The organism is Bacillus luti (assembly GCF_001884105.1).
Classification (GTDB): domain Bacteria; phylum Bacillota; class Bacilli; order Bacillales; family Bacillaceae_G; genus Bacillus_A; species Bacillus_A luti.
Window position 1 is genome coordinate 12,986 of the sequence record NZ_MACI01000070.1, and the last position, 22,444, is coordinate 35,429.

The 22,444-nt window shown below is 31.2% G+C and carries 21 protein-coding genes and 1 pseudogene; 3 read left to right on the forward strand and 19 right to left on the reverse strand.

Going from position 1 to position 22,444, the window contains the following annotated elements:
- Window positions 1-91: 91 nt before the first annotated feature.
- The 4 genes from BAQ48_RS17700 to BAQ48_RS17715 all read right to left on the reverse strand — a co-directional run bounded on the left by BAQ48_RS17700 (window position 92) and on the right by BAQ48_RS17715 (window position 4,617).
- Window positions 92-1,957, reverse strand: a complete 1,866-nt coding sequence (locus tag BAQ48_RS17700; RefSeq protein ID WP_084064801.1) for a GMC family oxidoreductase — start codon at window positions 1,955-1,957, stop codon at window positions 92-94.
- Between the two features lie 362 nt (window positions 1,958-2,319).
- On the reverse strand, window positions 2,320-2,949 hold the full coding sequence (locus tag BAQ48_RS17705) for a class I SAM-dependent methyltransferase (RefSeq protein WP_071712164.1): 630 nt from the start codon (window positions 2,947-2,949) through the stop codon (window positions 2,320-2,322).
- Window positions 2,950-3,206: 257 nt separating this feature from the next.
- Entirely contained in the window at window positions 3,207-3,704 is a 498-nt protein-coding gene (locus BAQ48_RS17710; protein WP_071712165.1) for a DUF421 domain-containing protein, read from the reverse strand.
- Window positions 3,705-3,759: 55 nt separating this feature from the next.
- The gene (locus tag BAQ48_RS17715) at window positions 3,760-4,617 is read right to left on the reverse strand and encodes an NAD-dependent epimerase/dehydratase family protein (protein ID WP_071712166.1); all 858 of its coding nucleotides are present in this window, start codon (window positions 4,615-4,617) and stop codon (window positions 3,760-3,762) included.
- 202 nt (window positions 4,618-4,819) lie between these two features.
- Here BAQ48_RS17715 and BAQ48_RS17720 point away from each other — a divergent pair, with 202 nt between their 5' ends.
- Complete coding sequence (locus BAQ48_RS17720; RefSeq protein ID WP_071712167.1) at window positions 4,820-5,062, forward strand: hypothetical protein; 243 nt, start codon at window positions 4,820-4,822, stop codon at window positions 5,060-5,062.
- Between the two features lie 27 nt (window positions 5,063-5,089).
- Here BAQ48_RS17720 and BAQ48_RS17725 read toward each other — a convergent pair whose 3' ends face one another.
- From BAQ48_RS17725 to BAQ48_RS17735, 3 genes are all read right to left on the reverse strand, one after another.
- Window positions 5,090-5,293, reverse strand: coding sequence for a hypothetical protein (locus tag BAQ48_RS17725; RefSeq protein ID WP_071712192.1), 204 nt, complete (start codon window positions 5,291-5,293; stop codon window positions 5,090-5,092).
- Window positions 5,294-5,469: 176 nt separating this feature from the next.
- Window positions 5,470-5,817 carry a serine/threonine protein kinase gene (locus BAQ48_RS17730; RefSeq protein ID WP_071712168.1) on the reverse strand — a complete coding sequence of 116 codons (348 nt, stop codon included), beginning with the start codon at window positions 5,815-5,817 and terminating at the stop codon, window positions 5,470-5,472.
- An 11-nt stretch (window positions 5,818-5,828) separates the two neighbouring features.
- Window positions 5,829-7,208, reverse strand: coding sequence for an aminotransferase-like domain-containing protein (locus BAQ48_RS17735; protein WP_071712169.1), 1,380 nt, complete (start codon window positions 7,206-7,208; stop codon window positions 5,829-5,831).
- Window positions 7,209-7,435: 227 nt separating this feature from the next.
- Here BAQ48_RS17735 and BAQ48_RS17740 point away from each other — a divergent pair, with 227 nt between their 5' ends.
- Window positions 7,436-9,127, forward strand: a complete 1,692-nt coding sequence (locus BAQ48_RS17740; RefSeq protein WP_071712170.1) for a M3 family oligoendopeptidase — start codon at window positions 7,436-7,438, stop codon at window positions 9,125-9,127.
- 14 nt (window positions 9,128-9,141) lie between these two features.
- On the opposite strand, the pseudogene BAQ48_RS17745 reads toward BAQ48_RS17740, so the two are convergent.
- From BAQ48_RS17745 to BAQ48_RS17770, 6 genes and pseudogenes are all read right to left on the reverse strand, one after another.
- A pseudogene (locus BAQ48_RS17745) lies at window positions 9,142-9,879 on the reverse strand (AraC family transcriptional regulator); the annotation flags it as partial.
- A 53-nt stretch (window positions 9,880-9,932) separates the two neighbouring features.
- Window positions 9,933-10,682 carry an aminoglycoside phosphotransferase family protein gene (locus tag BAQ48_RS17750; protein WP_071712171.1) on the reverse strand — a complete coding sequence of 250 codons (750 nt, stop codon included), beginning with the start codon at window positions 10,680-10,682 and terminating at the stop codon, window positions 9,933-9,935.
- A gap of 116 nt (window positions 10,683-10,798) precedes the next feature.
- Window positions 10,799-11,593: a VOC family protein gene (locus BAQ48_RS17755; protein WP_071712172.1), complete on the reverse strand. Its 795-nt coding sequence runs from the start codon at window positions 11,591-11,593 to the stop codon at window positions 10,799-10,801.
- A gap of 115 nt (window positions 11,594-11,708) precedes the next feature.
- A complete protein-coding gene (locus BAQ48_RS17760) occupies window positions 11,709-12,542 on the reverse strand; it encodes an alpha/beta fold hydrolase (protein WP_071712173.1) in 834 nt (277 codons plus the stop codon).
- 137 nt (window positions 12,543-12,679) lie between these two features.
- A complete protein-coding gene (locus BAQ48_RS17765) occupies window positions 12,680-13,432 on the reverse strand; it encodes a class I SAM-dependent methyltransferase (RefSeq protein WP_071712174.1) in 753 nt (250 codons plus the stop codon).
- Between the two features lie 140 nt (window positions 13,433-13,572).
- Window positions 13,573-13,905, reverse strand: a complete 333-nt coding sequence (locus BAQ48_RS17770) for a winged helix-turn-helix transcriptional regulator (protein ID WP_071712175.1) — start codon at window positions 13,903-13,905, stop codon at window positions 13,573-13,575.
- 195 nt (window positions 13,906-14,100) lie between these two features.
- Between BAQ48_RS17770 and BAQ48_RS17775 the strand changes: the two genes are divergently transcribed.
- The gene (locus BAQ48_RS17775) at window positions 14,101-14,817 is read left to right on the forward strand and encodes an SDR family oxidoreductase (protein WP_071712176.1); all 717 of its coding nucleotides are present in this window, start codon (window positions 14,101-14,103) and stop codon (window positions 14,815-14,817) included.
- 109 nt (window positions 14,818-14,926) lie between these two features.
- Here the strand turns inward: BAQ48_RS17775 and BAQ48_RS17780 are convergent, their stop codons facing one another.
- The 6 genes from BAQ48_RS17780 to BAQ48_RS17805 all read right to left on the reverse strand — a co-directional run bounded on the left by BAQ48_RS17780 (window position 14,927) and on the right by BAQ48_RS17805 (window position 22,421).
- Complete coding sequence (locus tag BAQ48_RS17780; protein ID WP_071712177.1) at window positions 14,927-16,372, reverse strand: serine hydrolase domain-containing protein; 1,446 nt, start codon at window positions 16,370-16,372, stop codon at window positions 14,927-14,929.
- Window positions 16,372-16,884, reverse strand: coding sequence for a DUF1700 domain-containing protein (locus BAQ48_RS17785; RefSeq protein WP_071712178.1), 513 nt, complete (start codon window positions 16,882-16,884; stop codon window positions 16,372-16,374). Before BAQ48_RS17785 ends, BAQ48_RS17780 begins: the two co-directional genes overlap by 1 nt.
- Complete coding sequence (locus tag BAQ48_RS17790) at window positions 16,881-17,222, reverse strand: PadR family transcriptional regulator (RefSeq protein WP_071712179.1); 342 nt, start codon at window positions 17,220-17,222, stop codon at window positions 16,881-16,883. The genes BAQ48_RS17785 and BAQ48_RS17790 overlap by 4 nt, the downstream gene beginning before the upstream one ends.
- A 358-nt stretch (window positions 17,223-17,580) precedes the next feature.
- Window positions 17,581-20,751, reverse strand: a complete 3,171-nt coding sequence (locus BAQ48_RS17795; RefSeq protein ID WP_071712180.1) for an ATP-binding cassette domain-containing protein — start codon at window positions 20,749-20,751, stop codon at window positions 17,581-17,583.
- 79 nt (window positions 20,752-20,830) lie between these two features.
- Entirely contained in the window at window positions 20,831-21,310 is a 480-nt protein-coding gene (locus BAQ48_RS17800) for an SRPBCC family protein (RefSeq protein WP_071712181.1), read from the reverse strand.
- Window positions 21,311-21,572: 262 nt separating this feature from the next.
- On the reverse strand, window positions 21,573-22,421 hold the full coding sequence (locus BAQ48_RS17805; RefSeq protein WP_071712182.1) for a GNAT family N-acetyltransferase: 849 nt from the start codon (window positions 22,419-22,421) through the stop codon (window positions 21,573-21,575).
- Window positions 22,422-22,444: the final 23 nt, after the last annotated feature.

Genomic DNA, 22,444 nt, shown 5'->3' on the forward strand with positions numbered 1-22,444 from the left:
TTCCTTTCTATCACATATAGTAAAAAGCTTGAATTCCTTACAAATTCAAGCCTTTCCAACAAAAATAAAAATAGAACAAATGCACAAATATTTAATATCCTTTTTTCAATTCATTTTCATAATCTTCAAGTTCCTCATCTGTCATTACATATGAAGAGGTATCCTCTTTTATAAAACGTACTGCATTTAATCCAATCACCTGAGCAGCGGCGGACGGCTGACCATCTGGTAAAAATGGAGAGATGGAAAGATCAGCCACTTTAAGGTTTTTAGTACCAAACACATTGAGGAATCCATCGACAACACCTTCTTGAATCGTCTGTCCCATCCGACACTGTCCTCCTAAAGAAAAGTTCGTATAAGAAGCTTTGACATAATTCTCAAGCTGCTTTTGTTTGTTAGGGTCGTTATCAGGTAGTTGGAATATACTCTCTGAAGGGTATACAACTTTCCCAATTCCGTTATTTGGGTATTTGAGCGGATTTCTAGCTTCTACAATTATATTATAAATCCTCTTATATTGATCGACCATATATGTTAGGTCATCTGGATTTCCCAATGGATTGAAGTCAAGGGATGGATAAGCCTCTGGATCGCTATGTTCCACTAGTACTGTACCCCTGCTTTTTGTATTAACGTCTATAATACCAAAACTCATAATGCTTGGCGTAGTTTGAAAAGTTAAATCAAAACTCCAACCATTGCTAATCACATCTGAAGCCGGAAGAAAAAATGGAATAGGAGCCCCTATCAATTGAAGACGACGACTTTCTAGTATATTCATTGGATTTTCTGCTTGGAAAGCACCTAGGATAAGTGGAAAGTTGGGATCAGCAAAAAATACCGGAAGAAGTTGAGATGTATCTATCTCAACTCCTAATCCAACATAACCCTGAATTTGCAAATTATGGCCTACATTTGGACTCTCTATCAACGTTGATATACCTGCTTTAGCTAAATCATCAGATTTACCGATTCCTGAACGTTGTAGAATGACTGAGGAAAAAAATCCTGCAGAGACGATAATACCTTTTCTTGCAAATCTTCTATGTGAAACACCATCCTTGACAAATTCAACACCAACCGCAATGTTCTGTCCATTTTTCTTTTTAAATAAGATTTTGTTAACGGTTGTTTTAGCTAAAATAACCAATTTCCTTCCATCAACTCCAAATTCATCTGGATGAAGCTGATCTCCTTGACTAACAATATGTTCATTTAAATAACCTGTTGCCGTTGAAGATCGAACAAATTGACCGGGACCAATCTCTTTTTGAATGATTTGCGTTTTATGAAATGTACAATCTCTAATACCGGTATTATAGTCCTCAGTAATCGGTGTTCCCAATACAGTATTTGTTGCTTGAACTAACGTATCTATCAATCCATCAGGGGGAATATTCTGTTGCCTATTAAAAATTGGCCCATTCTTTCCCCTTTCATTAGGGTCTTGTGTCGCTCCTGTATAGGTTTCATTTTTTATAAATAAGGAGCTAATCTCATTGTAACTCCATTGGTTACCAACAAGACTTGCCCATTTGTCATATAACTCTTTACTCCCACGTACGGCATACATGTCACAAATTTCCGAGCTTCCCCCCATAGTGCGACCATTCGTTGCAATAAGCGTACGTGCAATAGTAGACTCTAGTTCAGAAGTAACATTGAAGCTAAATCTGTTACTACGAGTTGTGTTAATCGCGCCAATAACGCTAGGGTTACTTAGCTCCTTCGTCATATTTGTTCCCGCTTCAAGCACTAGTACAGAAGTACTTTTGTCATCCGTTAATTCTTTGGCAATTACCCCTCCAGCAGTTCCGGCACCAATCACGATATAATCAAATTTAGCAGGGTCTATTGGTTTTATAGGCTCTGGAAGTTCGCACGGAAATGCACAAGGAAAAAGTGAATAAGGAAATTCATGAGGATTGAAACATTTTTTACTTTTTGATGTCATGAATAATCAAGCTCCTTTTTTTACATTTAGTATATTAAATGTAAAAAAAAATCTGTTTCTTGTACCAGTGTCTTTACTAAAAAAAATGTATACTCTATACATGTAAGATTGGCCTAACATTTCATCATCATTATTTACTAATGAGTAGTAACTTTGTCATATCTGGATTTTGAACATTCGAGTAAATGGGCTTGAGTGTATTCCTTTTCGATTAATTGCGATAAATAAGGCTTTGAAATTATCTCCATACGAAGTTTAATTACTTCCTTCAAAAGAAAAATCGCAACCTATGTTTTCCAGTTGCGATTTTTGCATACATAATCTATATTTAACAGTGGCAATTAACATCTACTATCTTTTCTTTATAATGCTTTTTTACATTTTATGAATAAAAAATGTATTGAAGGTTTATTTTTTGCATTCTTATGTGGTTCTTCAATTCCAGACACCTGTACAAGTCCATATTTTTCAAAATCCTTTTTTATGGATTCAGAGTCATAGAAATACATTTTCACGCCTTCCATTACCTCAAAATAATCTTGATCCAACTGTTTCCCTTTTCCGTACATTGGAGCTTTTTTAGAAACCGTTGTAAAAACCATATATCCACCTGGTTTTAGCTGATTATAACAATCTTTAATAAATTTCTCTCGCTCATGCTTATTCAACAAATGAAGAAGTGCATGACTGAATATCCCATCATACAGTTTGCTATCAAAAGGCATATTGTTTACCGAACCATGATGTATACTAATACCCTCTAGTCCGTTTTGCTTTGCTAAATCAATGGCTGTTTTTGAAATTTCAATACCCGTGACATTTATACTATTTTCGATAAAAACCTTTGCATTTCTACCATATCCAATACCCGGAATTAAAATATCCTTAACGTTTTTTTCAAGGAAAAAATCCTTTGTCAAAATTGCAGAATCTGTAGGTTCAAACCCCCACATCGTTTGTTTTTCTATAAAACTTGATTCCCAAAATTCCATTATATTTCTTTCTCCTTATTCTTATCTCATTTTTAGTATCACATTACAAACTTATAAATTTTAACGTTGCTGCTACCTATGCCAAATTAATTTTTTTACCACATTCAATATAGGTCCATTGAATATAGCATAATTATAAGCCTATATCTATTATAATGATTGGTTTAAAATCCACCCATTTTTTATTAATCCTTACGTTTGTAAAAAAATAAAAAAGCCAATACTTCTGTTAGAATATTGGCTTTTCTCAAGAGAAATTATCTTTTTGTATTGTACTGATCTATTACTTTTTCTAACACTTCTAAAGTTATTGGTTGAGCTTTTTCTATTAATTGATAACCAATACGCCCATTCGGTTCAGCTGTAACTTGTTGTAAAATCTTTAAATCATGAATTCCTTTTTCTCTTAATTGCATATAAAGTTGTTGTTCCGACATTTTTGCCTTCATCAAATTCTCTATTACAATCTCTCCGTTTTCTACTATTACAATGCTACTGCCATTTAGGAATTGTTCCACCTTCTTTAATTTCAATTCAAAGATATGAATGATAAGAAGTATGCTCGCAAATATAATAGCTGCAAATATAGATGGGACTACTTTCCTACTTAATACAGGCTCTACAATAATACGTCCAATTGATACTACTATAATTATTTCAGCTCTTGTCATTTGACTAACAGATTTACTACCTGTCATTTTTAATACAATTATTCCAGTGAGAATTAATACAATGCTTTCTAAAATAACATTCATAATAGCCCAATCCTTTAATGGTGTATGTTACTATCATTCCCATTAAAGTTGTATTTTACATACTTACCAAGTTTTTAAACCCTTCAGACCATGATGAAAATAAAGGCTCCCACCCATACTCTTTACGTGCTTTATTATTTGAAGCTCCTCTTTCCCAACTAATCTTCCCAGCTTGAACTATTGGAACCGGCGCCCCAATTGCAGCTGCATATATCGGTAACCACTCTTTACTTGTTGCTGGAAAATCATCTACAATATTTACAGTTCCTGCAGGCCAATGAAGAGCTAACATAGCTGCCCTAGCAGCATCTTCGACATGTATAAACGAGCTTATCCCGTCTGATGCGATAATTTCATTATTACGAACTTGATTTGCGATTAATCCATTTTCCGCATACCATGTACCTGGACCATATAGCGTACCGTAACGAAGTATAACCGCTTCTTGTAACTCCGAAACAGCTTGTTCTAATTTTAATATGCCATCAATAGTCAGCTGCCTAGGCATAGGGGCAGCAATGTCTAATGAATCTATTTCTGTCGCAAGTGTTTCTCCTGGTTCATACGCCCATGAAATACTTTGAGCAATCATTCTCTTTACCTCTACATTTTTAGCTGCATCAACAAGGTTACGAGTACCTTTGATTCTAATTTTGGCATTATCCTCAAAATTCCACGTAGACAATGACGTTAATTGATGAATCACTACATCAGGAGTTGTTTCATTTAGTGCAGAAAATACAGCCTGTCGATTAAATATATCAGCTATTACTGGGATAGCACCAAATTTCTTCATTTCCTCTACTTGCGATTCATTACGAATCATTGCAAATACCGTATGCCCCTCTTTTATTAACATAGGCAATAAAGAACGTCCGATTACACCCGTTGCACCTGCTATAAATATTTTCATATACATTCCCCCTCATTTAATAATCATAAATGTAACGAAATATATGTGAGGAATGTGACAATTTTATATTGTTCCATAAATATCCTCTTTTTTTACAAACATGTATTCACAGTACCTATTGGACTATTTATAATAATAATTAATGTGAATGTTTCATCCAAAATTTAAGCTATAACGTTGGCTAGCAACCAACAGTGATAACATGATAATCGAATTTGATGGATATAGAATTAATGAGTCTGTTATTGGCAGTAACTGTTCTCTTAACAAGTTAAAAGCAATGTATTTAAATGTAAAAAATGAAGAGTTATCTAATGAGGATCTTCTACGTTTATTTTGTATGCACTATCATTATGAAATTATTCCAAAGTCACTACAAGAAGCCGGCATGAGCGATGTTGTCATCGATTTAGACACAGACTATATTTATATCCCAAATAGATAACAGTAAACTAGATTAATTGAATAGAAATTACGATTCAGCTAAGTGTTTAATAAAATAAGTCATTGCCCAAATTAATGTCGCAAATTGAGTGACAAAATACATTGTCCATTCAAAACGAGTCAATTTTCTCTCTCGTTTCACTTTCTTTAAATATCTGTAAAATATGAATGTACTTAAAAACATAAGTAACAAAGATAATTGCTGTAAATCATTGACTATACGTACCGCCATAAATTCCATCACCCTCCTATTCAAAATAAAAGCTTTATTTTAAGAATATCATTTATTGGTAGTTTATTTCCAGTTACTGTACTTATGACATAAACTAAAAGAGCACTCAGCTATGGAGTGCTCTAAAAAGTGTTAATTCAACATATTTTCCTCGTAATGGTAACGTGTAATCCCACTTACTTTTTATACTTCAGTTTTATCACTTCTGGTATATGGTTGCTATCATATTTCTTCGTATAGGTTTTTCCATCTGGTGTAACAAATTGTAATACAATCTTACCACAAACACCATGTTGTATTTCAAATTCACCATCTGCATTTGAAATACTGCGTTCCTTGCCTTTAATAGTATCTTCATAAATTTTCACATTAAATATAGGTTCGTTATTTTGATCTATGACAATACCTTTTGAATACTTAGCAATTGCTATACACTTATCATTTTCTTTATAATATTTAGTAATAATCATCGCTCCAATTACTATAGCGATACATACAAGTAAGAGAATTATTTTGCGTCTCACAATCCACCTCCTTATTTTTGGTTTTCTTTTTTAAATTGAAAATCTAGATGTCCTGATAATTTGATTTCTTTTATTACTTTGTAAATACCTTCTTCAATTTTATCTTCTTTTACATTTGATACATTTAACTTTAATAGTTTTTCTTTAGGGAAATCCTTTACAAAATTTTTATCAATAGAATCAATATTTATTTGATTTCCACTTAAATTTCCAATAAGGGTTTCCGTAACTATATGTTTCTGTAATTCTAAACAAGTATGTATTCCCAATGTGCTTTGCTTTTTATATATAAATAAATGTGGGTTTTCATTTTGCACTTTTTCTAATGCTTCTGCTAATTTTTTTGATCTATTATAGTAAGAAGCTATAATTTTATTTTTATGACGTTCAAACATGCCACTCTTTATATAAATTTCTAAAGCTGCTTGAGATATCATTGGACTATCAATATCTAATATCTTTTTATATTTATAGAAATCATTTGCGATCACCGGTGGAATAACTGCTACACCAACTCGTAAGCCGGGAAAAATAATCTTGGAGTAACTTTTCAAATATATTACATGGTTACAATCATCTATACTATATAACGGATCTGCTTTTAAATCTGTTTCTAAGTCTGCTAAATAATCATCTTCCACTATAAATACATTATACTTTTTAGCCAATAGTACGATTTTTTCTTTCTCATCTTTAGAATAAGAAGTTCCAAGCGGATGATGATATCTCGGTATCGTATAAAAAAATTTTATTTTTCCAGTTTGAAATATTTGTTCCAATTCATTCAAATCAATACCTTCATTCGTACGTCTAATACCGATTACAGGAACTTTATTTATTTCTAGATAATCAATATATAGATGATATGTTGGCTGTTCAATTAATACAGTTTTATTTCCATTCGGAAATGGTATAGAAGTTAATATAGCAAGCGCTTGCTGCACACCTGACGTTATAAAAATATTTTCTTCTTTTGTGAAAACTTGATAGTTAGCCAATTGCTTTTGAATAACTGGAATTAAAGATGGTAACCCTTTCGGCGTTCCGTATACGAACAAGTCATTTTTATAAGTATCAATCGCCTTATTAATGCAATGTTGAAAATCTAAATACGGGAAAACATCTGGATCTGGTGCTGAAGAAGCGAAATCAATTATTTCGTTATTTTCTATGGTACTCCTAGATTTCTTAACAACGTAGTATCCACTTTGAGGAACAGAATATATAATATGACGCTTTTCTAATTCATGAAGCGCACGTATAACTGTTGCCTTATTACATTCATATTGTGAAACAAGCGTCCGAATAGACGGTAGTTTCTTCCCTTCTTTTATCTCTCCATTTTGAATCATATTTTCTAGGTCATTTAAAACATGTAAATACTTATACATCTCACACCTTCTTCATTAATTTTGTATCGCTACAGCTTAATTAACATACTTTTTGAGTTCTTCATTTAGATTTCTTATGCAATTACATACAACTTTGTACTATGACTTATAAACCCCTTCTAAAATTATGAATTTTAACATTATTTCACAATTCTTTGACTTCACAAAGGATTTACAATTAATAAATAGAATATCTCCATGAATAAATAAAAAGTGAGGGATATATAATGCAACGCTTAAATACGATTGATATTAGTAATGTACTTGAATTAGAAAAAGCTCTTTCGACTTTATTACATGAAGAGATCTCTTCAAAGCAAGACCTTGAAAATTGGTTAAAAGAACAATCTAAATTAATTTGGGAAATCGAAGAACAATTAAGATCACATTATATTGCCTTTCAATGTAATACAGATAATAAAGAAATAAAAGATACCTTTGAACATGATCAACAGTTTGTAAGACCTCTTTTAAAACGTTATCAAAACTTATTTCATAATACATACTTACAGTCACCTTTTCGAATGGAATTAGATTCTAAATCATATGGTTTATTAGATGCTAAAATAAAAAATGCGCAAACGCTATTCTGTGAGGAAAACATCGATTTAGAAATTAAAGAAGACAAATTAGTAACAAAGTACTTTGAAATTACAGGAGGATTATGTGGAATTTGGGACGGCAAAGAAAAAACAATTACAGAATTACAATCATATTTACAAAATCCAAATCGCGATATTCGTAAACGGGCAAAAACTCTCATTTCTGAACAGTATATATCTGTTGAAAAACAGTTACAACAAATATTAAATGATTTAATAAAAATCCGACATCAAAAGGCTTTAAATGTTCAGTTAAATAATTATCGTGATTATATGTTTAACAAATATGAACGCTTTGACTATACAGCCGAAGATTGCTATGAACTAGCCGAATCAATACGTAAGTACGTTATACCACTTAAAGATAAAATATTACAAGAGAAAACAGAAAAACTGCAAGTGGATACACTTCGTCCATGGGATGTAACAGCTGTAGCCCCTGATCAAAAAGTACTTAAACCTATTGCAAATGAAAATGATTTAATTGAAAAAAGCACTCACATCTTCAATAAACTAGATGTTGAATTTTCAGCACTTTTAAACCGAATGCATGAACATGATTGCCTCGATTTAATAAGCCGCAAAGGAAAAGCATCTGGTGGATTTTGTGAGTACTTACCAGCTTCTCAATTATCCTTTATTTTTATGAACTTAAACTATACGCAAGATGATATTATCACTTTCATACATGAAATGGGTCATAGCATTCATAATGAACTCATCAAACCATTAGATTTACGACAATATATAGAAATTCCCGCTGAAACAGCTGAACTAGCTAGTATGACAATGGAATTATTCTCAATTGACTACTGGGAAACTTTCTATACAGACAAAAAAGATTTAAAACAAGCGAAAATTAACTTCTTTAAAGATGTTATTTCATATTTACCTGTTATTCTTATCGTAGATCAATTTCAACACTGGATTTATGAAAATCCGAGTCATACTTCTGAAGAAAGAAATGAAAAATACTTACAACTTCAAAAATCTTATCAGTCTAACGTCATACATATTGATGGCTACGAAAACTGGATAGCAACGAGTTGGTTACCTGTACTCCATATTTTTGAAGTGCCATTTTATTATATTGAGTATGCAATTGCTCAACTTGGTGCGTTGCAAATGTATAAACAATATAAAGACAATCCGGACCAAGCTCTAGAAAATTATAAAAAGGCACTATCGCTAGGAAGCTCAAAATCAATAAAAGAAGTATATGAGACAGCCGGCATTCGTTTTGATTTTTCAGGTGAAACCATTAAAGAACTCATGTCATTTGTAGAAAAAGAATTAGAATTATTGGAACAAATATAAGAAAAAAGCTGTACCTATATTTTAGGTGCAGCTTTCTTTTTTATTTTATTGATTAATTCTATGTACTGAAAATCTCCATATCCGATTGTTGGAAAAAGATGAAACAACTTTATTAATAATTCTTGCGTTGATAAATCTTTATTTTTGGAGATAAATTTTATTACATCATTACCATCTTTTAACATTTCTAAATATAAGTCTACAGCCTGATACATTACTGGAAGTAACTCTACAGATTGTTTCCTATGATTCACCAATACTTCTGTATATACAGAGTGATAGTTTTCTAACTTTATTTCAATTTGATTGAATTTGAATTCATCCTCTTTAAAGCTATTTAAAACCACTCTCCCCTCATAACCTGACTGTTCAAGGTATGCAAGTATTGTAAGTAGATTCATTTGGCAAAACATATCCTCACCAAACCATAAAACAATACATTCATATTTATTCTTAAAAAGATTATTTAATGGAGCTATAACCTTTTGTATATAATCCTCAACTGCACTATTATGCCCCGTTGCTCTTGTTTTAATAAACTCTTCATCAAAAGCTTGTGTAGTAACGCGATTTACACACATTGCTTCGTTAAATGGTGCATAATCAGATTCACCCATTAGCTTTTCATTTTTAAACTCTTCATACATCATTTGACCGTTTAATATGTGAAGTACATCTTTATCAAACAGCTCACTCTTCGCATTTCGTAACTGCTCAACCTCTACTTTTCTAGAAATATTCATTTTAAACTCCCCTGTTATTATAAGGATACTTACTTGTTCACTAGATTATATTTATGTTCTAATTATACATACTGATCTAATAATCCATTTAAATATACTGCGTTTTGCGTAGATACTTTCTCAGAAAATCTAGCTGCAATAATAATAGAAGCCCATTGGAAAATTTCATCTCTTGATAAGCCAGTATGACTGCAATAAATATGTAAATACATTTCAGCTAATTCTATTGATGCCTGAGCGTACAATAAGTATGTACGAAATACATCTGCACGAACATCACCTGAACTTGCATCAACCCAATCTATAATTTTCACGTTACCGTTACTCAAAATCAGATTGAATGGATGAAAATCTCCATGACATAGCCTAGAATCAAATACAATTGAATCTAATTTTTGTAATATATTTTTCTTTTTATTTTCATCCAATCTATGTACAGATTTAATTTGAAGCTCTAACCTTTCTCTCATTGGCTCCGTTTCATCTGGATTCACACATATAGCATGAATCTTTTTTTGTTCATTAACACATAGGCCAATGTAATGCTCTGCTTCATTTAGGTTATTAAGTAGGAGATCACCAATACTGTCCCCTTTTACATATTCCATAATAATTGCCTGTCTATCTTGTATTTTTGTCACTTCAAATACGTTCGGAACTGGTAGCCCACATGAATAAGCATATTTTTGTTTTTTTGCTTCGTTTATAGCCTCTGTATTTGGGAGATAGTCTTTAAATAATTTCACAATCTTATTATCATATAGATAAATTTCCGCTGTATTCCCTTTTGCAATCGGATTACCTAGATTCACTTCGCTTCCCTCCTTTAAATAAATTCAAATAACACTTTATCCTTTACTTTACATTCACTGTAATCATAACGAAAACCTACTTAACGAATCTACAAAAAACTTACCACTTTCTACCCTTAAATAAAAAGTGGTAAGTTTAACTGTTTAGGAACATTAGAATGAAACTCCGGTGTATGCAAGATAGTAAATGAATATCCTTGTTGAATAAACGATACTTCATTACGCTTACATTCAAACGGAATACTATTTTTCTTGAAATTATTTTGGATTTGCTGTAAAAATACGGGGTCCGGTGTTCCGAAAGAAACGTGTACTTTCGGTGGTAATGCTTTCATTCCAATTGGAATCCAAGGTCGCTGCCACCAAGTTGCAACAATGTATGCAGTGCCACCTATAACAAAATTAAAAACATCCCCATCTTCCATCGTTTTCATATGAAGATTTGATTTTAACCATTCTGTAAATACAGGTACACTTTTAACGGGAAGGCCGATTTCCCTAACATATAAAATGTTTAAAGGTGACTGCGAAACTAATACATCTTCTTTAACATAGCTATGTGCGATAATTTCAAGAAGATTTCCATCACCGTCTTTAAAGTATAAATTGAATAGACCGTTCTCCTCACCGATTGTATTTCCATCTTTCCATTTCATAATGAGTAATCCAGATTTTTTAAGCCACTTTGCTGTTTCATGAAATTTTGAATATGGGATTTCAAAAGCGAAATGTGCAGGTGCAATCGGTTCATACACTTCTTGAAAACTAATTGTTGTATAAGGTGTTACTTCAAATTGAATGAAGGATGCGGTTTCTTTTTTTATTGGAAAAGATAATATATCCTTATAAACTTGTTTTACTCCTTCTATTGAAACCGTTTGTAGTTTTATATCTGAAATATGTGTAATCATTTTACATCCCCCTATTTCATACTATTTACTCTTATTGTATTACAATTAGAAATAGATAAAATCAAACAGAAGGATTGATTTTTCATGTAGAAACTACAACTTTAGTATGAATACGTTAGCTCCAATTACTTTTTATTTCTGCTACAACAACGTCTGGTTTATCCCAGTGCAACATGTGGGTAGTATCAGGGATTACCTTTACTACACCGTCTGTTTTCTCTTTAAAAATATTTACTGTCTTATCTCGATAATCCGTCCAAATTTGTGGGACTGTAGCTCGAAGTAATACAATATTAGCCGGCAGCTTCTCATATATATCTATCGTTTCATCTTTATGCATACCTCTTATTATATTACTAGCTGTATTCCCCCTTGCATGCCACCATACTTTATTATCCATTTCGACCCCTAGGTCCTTTACAGCAACTTCTAACAATGAAGACCACCTAGTATAAGCTTCTTTTTCACTTTTGAAAAATTCGTCCCAATTATTAAAAACGTATTCATCAAAGTCCTTTTCATAATAAGCAATTTCTTCTTTCAACGTTTCTTCTTTAAGCCTTTTTGTTTGATATCCACCATCAATAAGAATACTTCCTTGTACTTTTTCTGGATGATTTAACAAATAAAATAACGCTACAAAACTTCCCCATGAATGTGATAGAAAATAGAAGTGTTCGATTCTCAATTCATTTATTATTTCATTTAACCAATTTGCTAAATTGTGCATCTCATAATCTTCTGTTCTTTCAAAGGGCGGTGTTTTACCATGTCCAGGTGCATCAACGGAGATAAATCTATACTCTTCTTTTAATTCCTCAGCAATTTCTATAAAACTTAAACTCGTACTACCTAATCCATGTAAACAAAAGATAACGGGCTTGTCATTATTCCCCCATTCAGTAATATGTACATTTATTTTTTCGTTGTTAATATAGTAGCGTTTCAAAACAATTATCCCCCATATTTCGTTTTTTTGATTTATCACTTTACTTATTTCTATTATTTTTAAGTTTTTCCTACATTCTTTCTTACACAAAAAGCTGCTTTTCTTTTAAAGAAAAGCAGCTTTTACACTAAAATATATTATAATTTAACAGCGATAATCATAAATCTTTTTGAATTCGTACGAATCCCTTTTTCAGAACTATTCGCGTCAATGAATTTTTGTAAAATAGTAAAATCCTTTTTCTCTTCTCCAAATCTAGGAATAATAGGCGTATGTTTTAATAAGAAAATGAGATCTTCAGGAGTACTGTAATAATCAGTAACATCATATTCACGTACTTGCACGAGATCAAATCCTGCACTTATAAGTTCATTCATATACTTTTCTTTTAAAGTGCCATCTCGTTCACCTAAGCATTGTCCTCTGCCAAATGCTTCTTTCAGGTTTAATTTATCATTCTCACTTACTTGTTGTGTTAAAAAAAAGGCACCCTTTTTCATTACTTTTGCTAACTCAGATGCCAGAAACGGGGCATGACAACTTGAAGCAATATCAAAATGTGCATGTGGAAATGTTAAAGCTTCAGAACCCATTTGAAGAAACTCAACATTTTGTACATCTGATTTTTTCAAGTTGGAATGTGCCGTTTCAATCATGCCCTTAGAATTATCTATTCCAATTAACAACTTAGCTGAAGATGCTATGTTAAGAACATTTTCTCCACCACCAGTACCAACATCAAGTAACATGTCTGTTGGTTTGCATCTCTTTTTCACTTCTCCATAAAAATCCCAAGTTTCTCCAACTATTTCACATTTTAATTTACTAAAATCCCACCCGTTTAATCGTCCTACTTTGTCATAAAAGTTTTTATATTCTAATTCATTCACCTTATAACTTCCCCTTTGTAAAAATAAATTAAATATGTATAATAACCTGCAACACTGTTTAATTATATATTATAAAATAAAAATTATTAAAACAACATTTCACTTCGTACTACATTAAGTTTACATAACAATTTTATAGTTTACCTTTTATCTATATGTTCTAAATGTCCTCTTCCCCAACTACACATACTATCCAAAACAGTACTGACTGTTTTTCCATGCTCAGTTAAGCTATATTCTACTTTAGGTGGTATTTCTTGATAAATTTCGCGTTTTATTAGTTGATCTTGCTCTAATTCACGTAATTGCTTTGCTAAGGTCCCTTGAGATATATCTGGTATTAATCGCTTTAATTCACCAAAACGTTTCGTTCCATCTGTTAGCAAAATAAACAAAATGAGCGGCTTCCATTTCCCGCCGATTATTTGTAATGTCGCTATTACCCCTTTTAACTTCGGTTCTTTTAAATCCATTTTTCTCACCTCTCCTAAGATATCATAAACCATATTTAGCAATTTTTCCTATTACTTATCTGCATAAATAGCGATTAGTACGAAATTTACGACTATGTACATTTAAAGTGCGTACTTTTCAATACTCTTATTTTAAAGAATAATAAAAGCAACACAGATTTATTTTTAATTTTATATTAAGGGAGAGGCTTAATCATGTCTTTTACTTCATTAAAAGATAAACAAATTGTTATCATTGGCGGGAGTTCTGGTATTGGATTAGCAACAGCAACAGAAGCAATTAAACAAGGCACACATGTTATTATTGCAGGGCGTTCGGAAGAAAAATTAAAGGTTGCTAAAAAATTAATAAATAGCAATCATCTCCAAACTTACGTATTGGATAATCAAAATAAAGAGCAATTACAAAATTTTTTCGAGAAAATCGGGAATTTTGATCATTTATTTACACCAGGGGCCTCTTACACACTTGGACCAATAACTGCTACTGATGATATTGCTGAAAGTAGCTTTATCGGAAAATTCTGGCCACAATATTACGCCGTAAAATATGCAATTCCTTTTCTTTCAAACTCTGGATCTATCGTGTTAATGTCCGGTGCCTTTAGTCAAAGACCACTTAAGGGTGCGCCTGCTTATGGAGCTTGCAATGGTGCTATTGAAAGTTTAGGGAAAGCTTTAGCTGTTGAATTAGCTCCTATAAGAGTTAATGTTGTTTCTCCTGGAACGATACAAAGAGAGAATGAACAAAAAGAAAATAGACTAGCTGCTTATGAATCTTATAAATCTCTTTCTCTTGTAAAAAGGCCTGGCCATAATAATGAAATTGCACATACTGTTCTATATTTAATGCAAAATAGTTTTACTACGGGTAATGTATTATTTCCAGATGGGGGATACACATATCATTAAATTATTTAAGACAAAAGCCCCTTATTACGGTGGCTTTTGTTGCTAATTTAAACATTGCTGAAATTTCCAAAAAGATAGTTGCATTTCTTTATTACCAACAGGTTGGTTTTTAGAGGCGTCTTATGCCTATAAAGATTGATAATAATCCGTTCACAGCTAATAAAATTACTATAATACTTGTAAGTAAACCTACATCTGCCGCAAATATTTTTATCGTACGCCATGGTGAGCTTGTACAATAAGTAAGAAGTGGGATGAAAATAATAGATAATAGTAGGAATAGATTCCCTACGAATAACCAAGTTAGTTTTTTTACAGTTTTCTTATGTTTATATTTTTTAATTAACATAATTGATGAAATGAAAAGCGCGAGTATAACTGTAGACATAACAATTTGTGTAAATGGTATGCTTTTATGGGGATCAACCGGTTCTTCTTCATTCAAAATACTAATGATCCCCTTTTTTAATACTGAAAGTGCTGGTTCTTCTAATACATGATTTTTATTCGTTAAAATCACACCACCCCAGCCACTTTTATTTAAAGTAAATATTTCTGTACGAGCATCGGGCGTTGATCCTGAATGCCAAATCATCGTTTCGCTCTCATTTATACTTGTTGTTCTTAATCCAAAACCATAGCTTTTTTCTGAATTTATGTTATAAAGTGGTGATAGATACAGAGCGATGTTTTCTTTCTTTAAAAATTGAGTATCTTTTTGGCGATTCAAAAACATAATAAATTGAATCATATCTTCCAAATTCGCGGTAATATAACCATACGGTGCCCCGGCATTATCATAGGACACTACACTTTTTCTTGGTATACCAAACCACGACTGATAACCTGTTAAATAGCCTTTTTCATATGCAGTTTCTTTACTTGCTGCCGCACCATTCATATTTAATAGCTGAAAAACATATTTTTCCATATATGAGGAATATGTATCTTTTGTAACTTCCTCAATAAGTGCACCTAAAACAATATAATTCGCATTACTATATTGATATTTTTCTCCTGGTAGAGCAATTAATTTTACATTTGAAAGTCTCATTACATTTTCTTTTAATGCTGTAGAACTTTTGGATTGCTTATCTGATATTAATAAGCCTTCATATGTGTTTATTCCGCTTGTATGAGTTAGTAGGTGTTGGATTGTTATAGATGAGGATATTTGAGAATCTTTTAGTTTAAACCAAGGAAGATGTTGTTGAACTGAATCCTCTAATTTTATCTTTTTGTCTTCTATTAATTTCACTATAGCTAAAGCTGTTAAAGATTTACTTATTGAGCCGATTGCAAATGGTGTTTTGCTAGTTATTTTTTTTTCAGATTCCCCAGTAATCCCCCACGTTTTAGTGAAGAATACATCTTTATTATGTACAATTGCAACAGCAGCTCCTGGAATATTCTGTTCCTTTATAAATTTTTCAATATACTTATCTAAAGTAGCTTTAATCTCTTGCTGAGCATATGCTTTTGGATGATTAATACATAATACTATTACATTACAAAGAATACATATTTGAAATAGTTTATAGATATTTTTCTTCATTATACTTTAGATAGCTTTCTTTTTTTATAACTTACTAAGCTAATAAACACTACTACAGAGAGCATAAAACTAATCATTATTAATAAAACGTTCCACCATTGATTCTCTGATATGCGATATAAAATATTATAATTAAATGTATTTTTGCTATTAGTTGAATTAAATGATTCAGTTAAAAATATTGAAAATGTAGTTTGCGAGATGAGGTAAGTAATAAATGCGATGAATATGCCACGTAAGATAAATGTGTTGAATTTTCCTTTTTCATTTTGAAGTTGTTTCATTTTAACTTGTAAATCAATTTCATTTATCTCTATAAAATCTTTAACAAATAATTGAGGGGTACCTAAATCATCTATACTGTCTTCACCATGTTCACGACACTCTTGAATATGTTCTAATATTTGTCGCTTAATATTTTCCCTTTCTTCTAAACTAATATCGTATTGCTTTAATTCCTTAAGTACGTCTCTTAAAAATTGCTTTTCTTTACCTATCAATCTATTCCTCATTTCAGAAGGTCTCCTTTCAAACCGCTTTTTAATAATGTTTGAATGTCCGATTGCAATTCTAACCACTCATTAATTTTCTTCTCAAGACGTATTTGCCCATTTTCATTAATTTCATAATAAATCCTCACTTTACCACTGTCTGTTACCTCTTGATAAGTATTAACCCACTCTTGATTTTTCAACTTAGTTAAAATAGGGTAAATACTTCCTACTCCTTTCAATTTTAAATTGTTTATTTCAAGTTCTTTCATAATCTCATAACCATAACTTTTCTTTTTCGACAAAATAGATAATACACACATTTCTAAATGACCTTTAATTAAACTTGTTCTATCCATAGGATAAATTTAACAGAAAGATTAATAAACAAAACATATCACTTACGAACCGTTTTCACCCTTAATTTTCGATTTTATAATATAATAATTACACAACATATTAATCGTTTATCCCTTTTAGTATTTATTTCACCTTCCTTAACCTTAATGCTTCTTTCCTTAGTGAAAAATATTGTGTGCAGGACATAAAAATAAATAGATCAAACTTCCTAACTTTCCCATTAAGAAGTTGGATCTTTTTTATTACTTTGGAATAATTATACTTCGTTAATACAAATCTTATTAAGAAATTAAGTTTTATATAAGCTGTGTTAATTACGTTAGTTATTTTGATAACACATACATAAACTAATAAAATTTACTGATTACTTTCAAGACATTCATAAACCGCCATCATATCTCGTTTATCCAATTCGCGAATGCGACTGAAAATTGGTATTTGCGAAACAGCTTCTGTTAATAAGCTTTCATCCACAACATCAGTAACTTTTCCAGTTAACCAAGTTTGTACATCCACGCCCTCAACAACTTCTTTTAGCCCTTCGTCATTAATACCACTTGCATTACAAGTTACACATGGAATTGTTAATTTAAACACGCCGTCATGTAGATTATCTTCTGTTATAACTTTCTTTCCTTTACAAAATGGACATGGATTACTTTTTCTAATTTTATTAATTTGAGTAACTAACTTTTTGTATCCAAACGCTTCGTATACATACGTAAGTTTTTTATATTTACCATTTGTGAAGTACTTATCTATAATAGTTTCTCTCGTTTCATAAACATTATGGAAATCACAAACAGTTACTTGATTATTAACACTAATGGATTCGATATTTCCTTTTATTTCATCCCAGAATGGTAAGACATTTTGCAACACCATTTCATAGTTTGAAAAGCTTGCCTGTTCTAATTCAAACATTTTTAGTGCAACTTGTTCTTTTCTTGGCAATAAAGAAACATCTTCTGTCAATCTCATATCGCCACCAACAATAGATTTTAATTTATGAAGTGCAGGTAAATCATCGACTATTTTCAACACTTCATCAACTGGTTGATTGATAATTTCACGAATATCAAAGTTATCAAATTTAAGCGGTTTATGATGATTTAAAACTGTCCCCTCACAAATTGGACATACAATCATTTCTTTAGATTCTTTAATTTCTTCTTTAATGGCTGCTTTTGAAATAACAATATATCCACCAATAATCGTATTAAATCCTACCCATGTTCTACGTGTCTTTCCTTTTTTATCATAAAATGATTTTTCAAAATAACCATACCAAAACGTATGCTTTTCTTCTTCTGACATATCATTATAGCTCTTTGACAAATCGTGACCAAGCTCATTTTTAATTTCTTCAAATAGAAATTCTATTTTTTCATATTGATAAAATTTTAATACTTTCATGATTTCTGGATCGAATAGACCGTCCCAAAATGGAACGTTTTTATTTTGGATTGTAATATCTTTATCGAAAACTTCAATTTGAAGACGTCCAGAACAAGATGGACAATGATTGTCCTGTGAAAAGAAATCAAAACTTCTCGTATCTTTATTAGTTGGATGAGCAGCTACAATATGATTAATTAATCCACCGATCTCATATAAAAAACTATATTGACTATATAAATGCCTTTCAAGATCAATAGCAACAACCGGTGCAATTGTATCCGATTCATATTCACCATAAATTAAACGGGCCATTGATGATAAACTTTTTAAAATACCACCCTTATAAATATTTTCGGCATTTTTAAAATAGTTAATATGATTTTTTTCTAAATAGTGAACTCCTTGTTTCTGCTTAAGCATGGAAGAAATATGTATTTTCTCTGTGCTATTCATAATACTTTTTTGACGATAGTAATTCTCATGACTGACAACATCCATATGCTCTACAGATTCATTCTGCCTTTTCCCAAAATCAACAATATAATCAGAGCTTTCTAACATGTAACTGTTATGCTCAATCATAATGATAGAAACTGATTCATCTTGCAAAATCCCTCTAATACTATCTATAAATTGATTTAAAATATTTTGTGATAAACCTTTTGAAGGCTCATCAAAAATAAATAATGTATGTGGATTTCTTGTTTTTGCAAATAACTCAGAAACTAAATGAACACATTGAAACTCACCTGTTGATAATGTTTGTGTTTTTCGTTCTAATGTTAAATAACCCAGCCCTAATTTGATTAGTAGGCTCAAGCGTTTATATGCAATATCTTCATTTGGAATTTCATCAATAATATCCTCAATCGAACGCTCAAAAATATCATCGATTTCTTCACTATACTTTGTCAGTTTCTTTTTAATATCAAGGAAAGTAGCAACAGTTGATCGACTTGTAATCGATTGGTTTCGATCTTGTCCAACCATAACTAGTTTATCTTTTGGATAACGTTTCAAAAAGTCTTGCGCTACACATTCATTGACAAGTGTAGATTTTCCACATCCTGATTCACCAGTAACCGTAACAAGTCTATTTTTAGGAATTTGAAACTCAGCCATTTGGATATTACGACAATACAAATCATGGAATATATAATAGTCTGTTGGCATTTCTTTATTTCTTTCCCACAATATTGGTTTTGGTCTTGGTGATTCTTTCACAATTTTTCCGCCATATTTTCCGCTACCAGGTCCGAAGAACAATTGCTCATCAGTTGTATCTAGTACTGTATCTGAATGATCAATAAGCCAAATTTGATTTTTACACCCTAAGTGTTTAATTTCTTCTAATATTTGTAGTAATGTTTCATGATCAAGTCCAACTGAAATCTCATCAATAATAATTACAGCATTTTCACTTACCGCCATAAATTCAGCCAAGTAAAGCCTTGTTAACTCTCCACCTGACAACGTACCCATAATTCTATTTAACGTTAAATAACCGATATTCATATTCATAATATTTTGCAGTATATGTTGTTTTGCTTCACTAATATTTAATTCTGCCGCTAATAAAAGAATAGATTCAACACTTAATTCATTAATATTTGAAATTGTATGTGGTTTAGCAAATAAATCTATCGTATGTTGTTCGATTTCTTCACTATAACGTTTCCCCTTACATTTTTTACATTCAATATTTTTCGTAGTGCCACGTCCTTTACAACCAGTACACCAACCTAATTGATTATTAAATGAAAAGACCTCAGGAGAAAGGTTGAATTCTTCAGCAAGTTTTTCACGAACCTCTGTAAAAACACCAGTATGAGTACCAATTGTTGAACGCGGATTAGATGAAATCGATGATTTTCCTAGAAAAAGTACTAATGGCATTTCTTCCATCTTAATAGCACTAAAATTCGTTTCCATAATATTAGGAAATAAATATTGATATTCAGCTTTTGGTAATAAAGAAACTAAACGTTTTTTTGATTCTTCACCAATCGTTTGGCAAAATGTAGTTTTACCAGATCCAGACAAACCCGCAATTCCCAACGATTTATTTACCGATATTTCTGCATCCAATTTATTAATATTATTCGCAATTAATTGATTTACTTTCATATTAACCTCTATTCTTATAGTTGTTGAAAAACATTTTTATAGGATAATAATTACATAATAAATATAGATTATATAATATCTATCCATTCAATTCATCGGTCTTAACCTTATATTTATCAAACCAATATTTCCATTCATCTTTTGAAAATTCTTTTTCTTCACCTTGTAAAACAGAAGAAAAAAGATCTAGACAAATATGCCAACCGGCTATATCTTTCGGTGTATGGTCTGTTAGTTCATGGATGAATTCTTTAAGTATTAATACAGATCCATTTTCCTCTTTATGTATTTCAAATCGCACGCGGTCTTTATCCCACGTGAATTCTAATGTTGAATTTATTTTACAATCTAAAATATCGATATTTAGAAACGAACCATCCATCATGTCAAATTTGATAATTCCACCTGTTTTAAGATTTTCTATTTGCAAGTTAGACATCCACTTCTTCAATTTATTATTATCTGTTAATACAGACCATACTTTTTCTATCGAATATGGAAAATACCTATCAAATTGTACTACGTATTCATTACTTTGTTTATCTATTATAGCAATCATTATTCATACGCCTCCTTCTGCCTCTGACAGAATATATGTTCTCTTTTATTATTTTACTTGATTTCACTAAAAAAATAAATCTCAATTAACATACTTTTACGGTATTTTAACAACATATGGCTTCATTATAACCATTTACTATAATCATTCCCTACAGGTTGTTCTTTGAAAACTGAAGATATGAGGTTGATTCGACGGGGCATTATTCCCTACTTATTTTTATGACAAAAATAAAAAGCAGAAAGAATACTTCCTTCTGCTTTTATAATAAATGGTACATTTCATATTGTGTTAAAGCGTTCTTTTCAAACCCATTTTTCTTTAAAAATCCTTCCAGTAAACTATTATTTGGAAACCCAATAGATACAGTTGCTAACTTCAATTTTTCATTTGCTACTTGTAATAATTGCGTCGCAACACCAATATTTCTATAGTCTTTGTCTACGAATATAAAGCTAATTTTCCCATGTTTATTTATACATACCGTACCTTTTAAATCATTATCAACATATGCACCGTAATACGTGTTATTTGTTTTCTCAATATAATCAATATCATTTTGCCAATTTATATGGAAGTTAAGCCATTTTTGAATTTCAAGTTTAAATGTTTGAAATTCAATTTTTTTCACTTCAACATTTTTATTATCTTTATTTATTAGTTTAGTTACATCATTTAAATTATAATAAGAAAGATCATATACTTTTTTATAACCTAGCTTATTATAGAAGTTAATCGCTCTATCATTACCTACAATGACCTCAAGAAAAAGTTGTTTGCATCCATTTTGAACCGCCTCTTCTTTATGCAGTTCAAATAAATGCTGACTTACACCCATCCCTCGATACTCTGGATGAACCGCTAATGTTCCACAACGCATTGTTTTTATACTTTCATAATCCTTTATACCACCAAGTATTACGCCAACAGATTTTTCATTATCTAAAGCCAAAAAAGAGTGTTCTAACGTATTTCCTTCTGGTCCTAAAAATCTTTTAATAAAATCTTCTTTTGAAACTTCCATTTTAATGATGTAATCTGAGAATCCATCTTTAAAAGCTTCATACACTAAATCGATACTTACTTCACTACATCTTTTGTATTGAATCATATAAGTATAATCCTCCGCTTTGG

What these genes read in the sequence shown, in the direction of transcription:
- BAQ48_RS17735 (WP_071712169.1), bottom strand. Translation starts at nt 7,208, where the DNA reads ATGTATAAGTATTTACATGTTTTAAATGACCTAGAAAATATGATTCAA.
- BAQ48_RS17780 (WP_071712177.1), bottom strand. Translation starts at nt 16,372, where the DNA reads ATGAAGAAAAATATCTATAAACTATTTCAAATATGTATTCTTTGTAAT.
- BAQ48_RS17795 (WP_071712180.1), bottom strand. Translation starts at nt 20,751, where the DNA reads ATGAAAGTAAATCAATTAATTGCGAATAATATTAATAAATTGGATGCA.
- BAQ48_RS17725 (WP_071712192.1), bottom strand. Translation starts at nt 5,293, where the DNA reads ATGGCGGTACGTATAGTCAATGATTTACAGCAATTATCTTTGTTACTT.
- BAQ48_RS17770 (WP_071712175.1), bottom strand. Translation starts at nt 13,905, where the DNA reads ATGGATTTAAAAGAACCGAAGTTAAAAGGGGTAATAGCGACATTACAA.
- BAQ48_RS17800 (WP_071712181.1), bottom strand. Translation starts at nt 21,310, where the DNA reads ATGATTGCTATAATAGATAAACAAAGTAATGAATACGTAGTACAATTT.
- BAQ48_RS17805 (WP_071712182.1), bottom strand. Translation starts at nt 22,421, where the DNA reads ATGATTCAATACAAAAGATGTAGTGAAGTAAGTATCGATTTAGTGTAT.
- BAQ48_RS17775 (WP_071712176.1), top strand. Translation starts at nt 14,101, where the DNA reads ATGTCTTTTACTTCATTAAAAGATAAACAAATTGTTATCATTGGCGGG.
- BAQ48_RS17755 (WP_071712172.1), bottom strand. Translation starts at nt 11,593, where the DNA reads ATGATTACACATATTTCAGATATAAAACTACAAACGGTTTCAATAGAA.
- BAQ48_RS17710 (WP_071712165.1), bottom strand. Translation starts at nt 3,704, where the DNA reads ATGAATGTTATTTTAGAAAGCATTGTATTAATTCTCACTGGAATAATT.
- BAQ48_RS17740 (WP_071712170.1), top strand. Translation starts at nt 7,436, where the DNA reads ATGCAACGCTTAAATACGATTGATATTAGTAATGTACTTGAATTAGAA.
- BAQ48_RS17785 (WP_071712178.1), bottom strand. Translation starts at nt 16,884, where the DNA reads ATGAGGAATAGATTGATAGGTAAAGAAAAGCAATTTTTAAGAGACGTA.
- BAQ48_RS17700 (WP_084064801.1), bottom strand. Translation starts at nt 1,957, where the DNA reads ATGACATCAAAAAGTAAAAAATGTTTCAATCCTCATGAATTTCCTTAT.
- BAQ48_RS17790 (WP_071712179.1), bottom strand. Translation starts at nt 17,222, where the DNA reads ATGGATAGAACAAGTTTAATTAAAGGTCATTTAGAAATGTGTGTATTA.
- BAQ48_RS17720 (WP_071712167.1), top strand. Translation starts at nt 4,820, where the DNA reads ATGATAATCGAATTTGATGGATATAGAATTAATGAGTCTGTTATTGGC.
- BAQ48_RS17705 (WP_071712164.1), bottom strand. Translation starts at nt 2,949, where the DNA reads ATGGAATTTTGGGAATCAAGTTTTATAGAAAAACAAACGATGTGGGGG.
- BAQ48_RS17715 (WP_071712166.1), bottom strand. Translation starts at nt 4,617, where the DNA reads ATGAAAATATTTATAGCAGGTGCAACGGGTGTAATCGGACGTTCTTTA.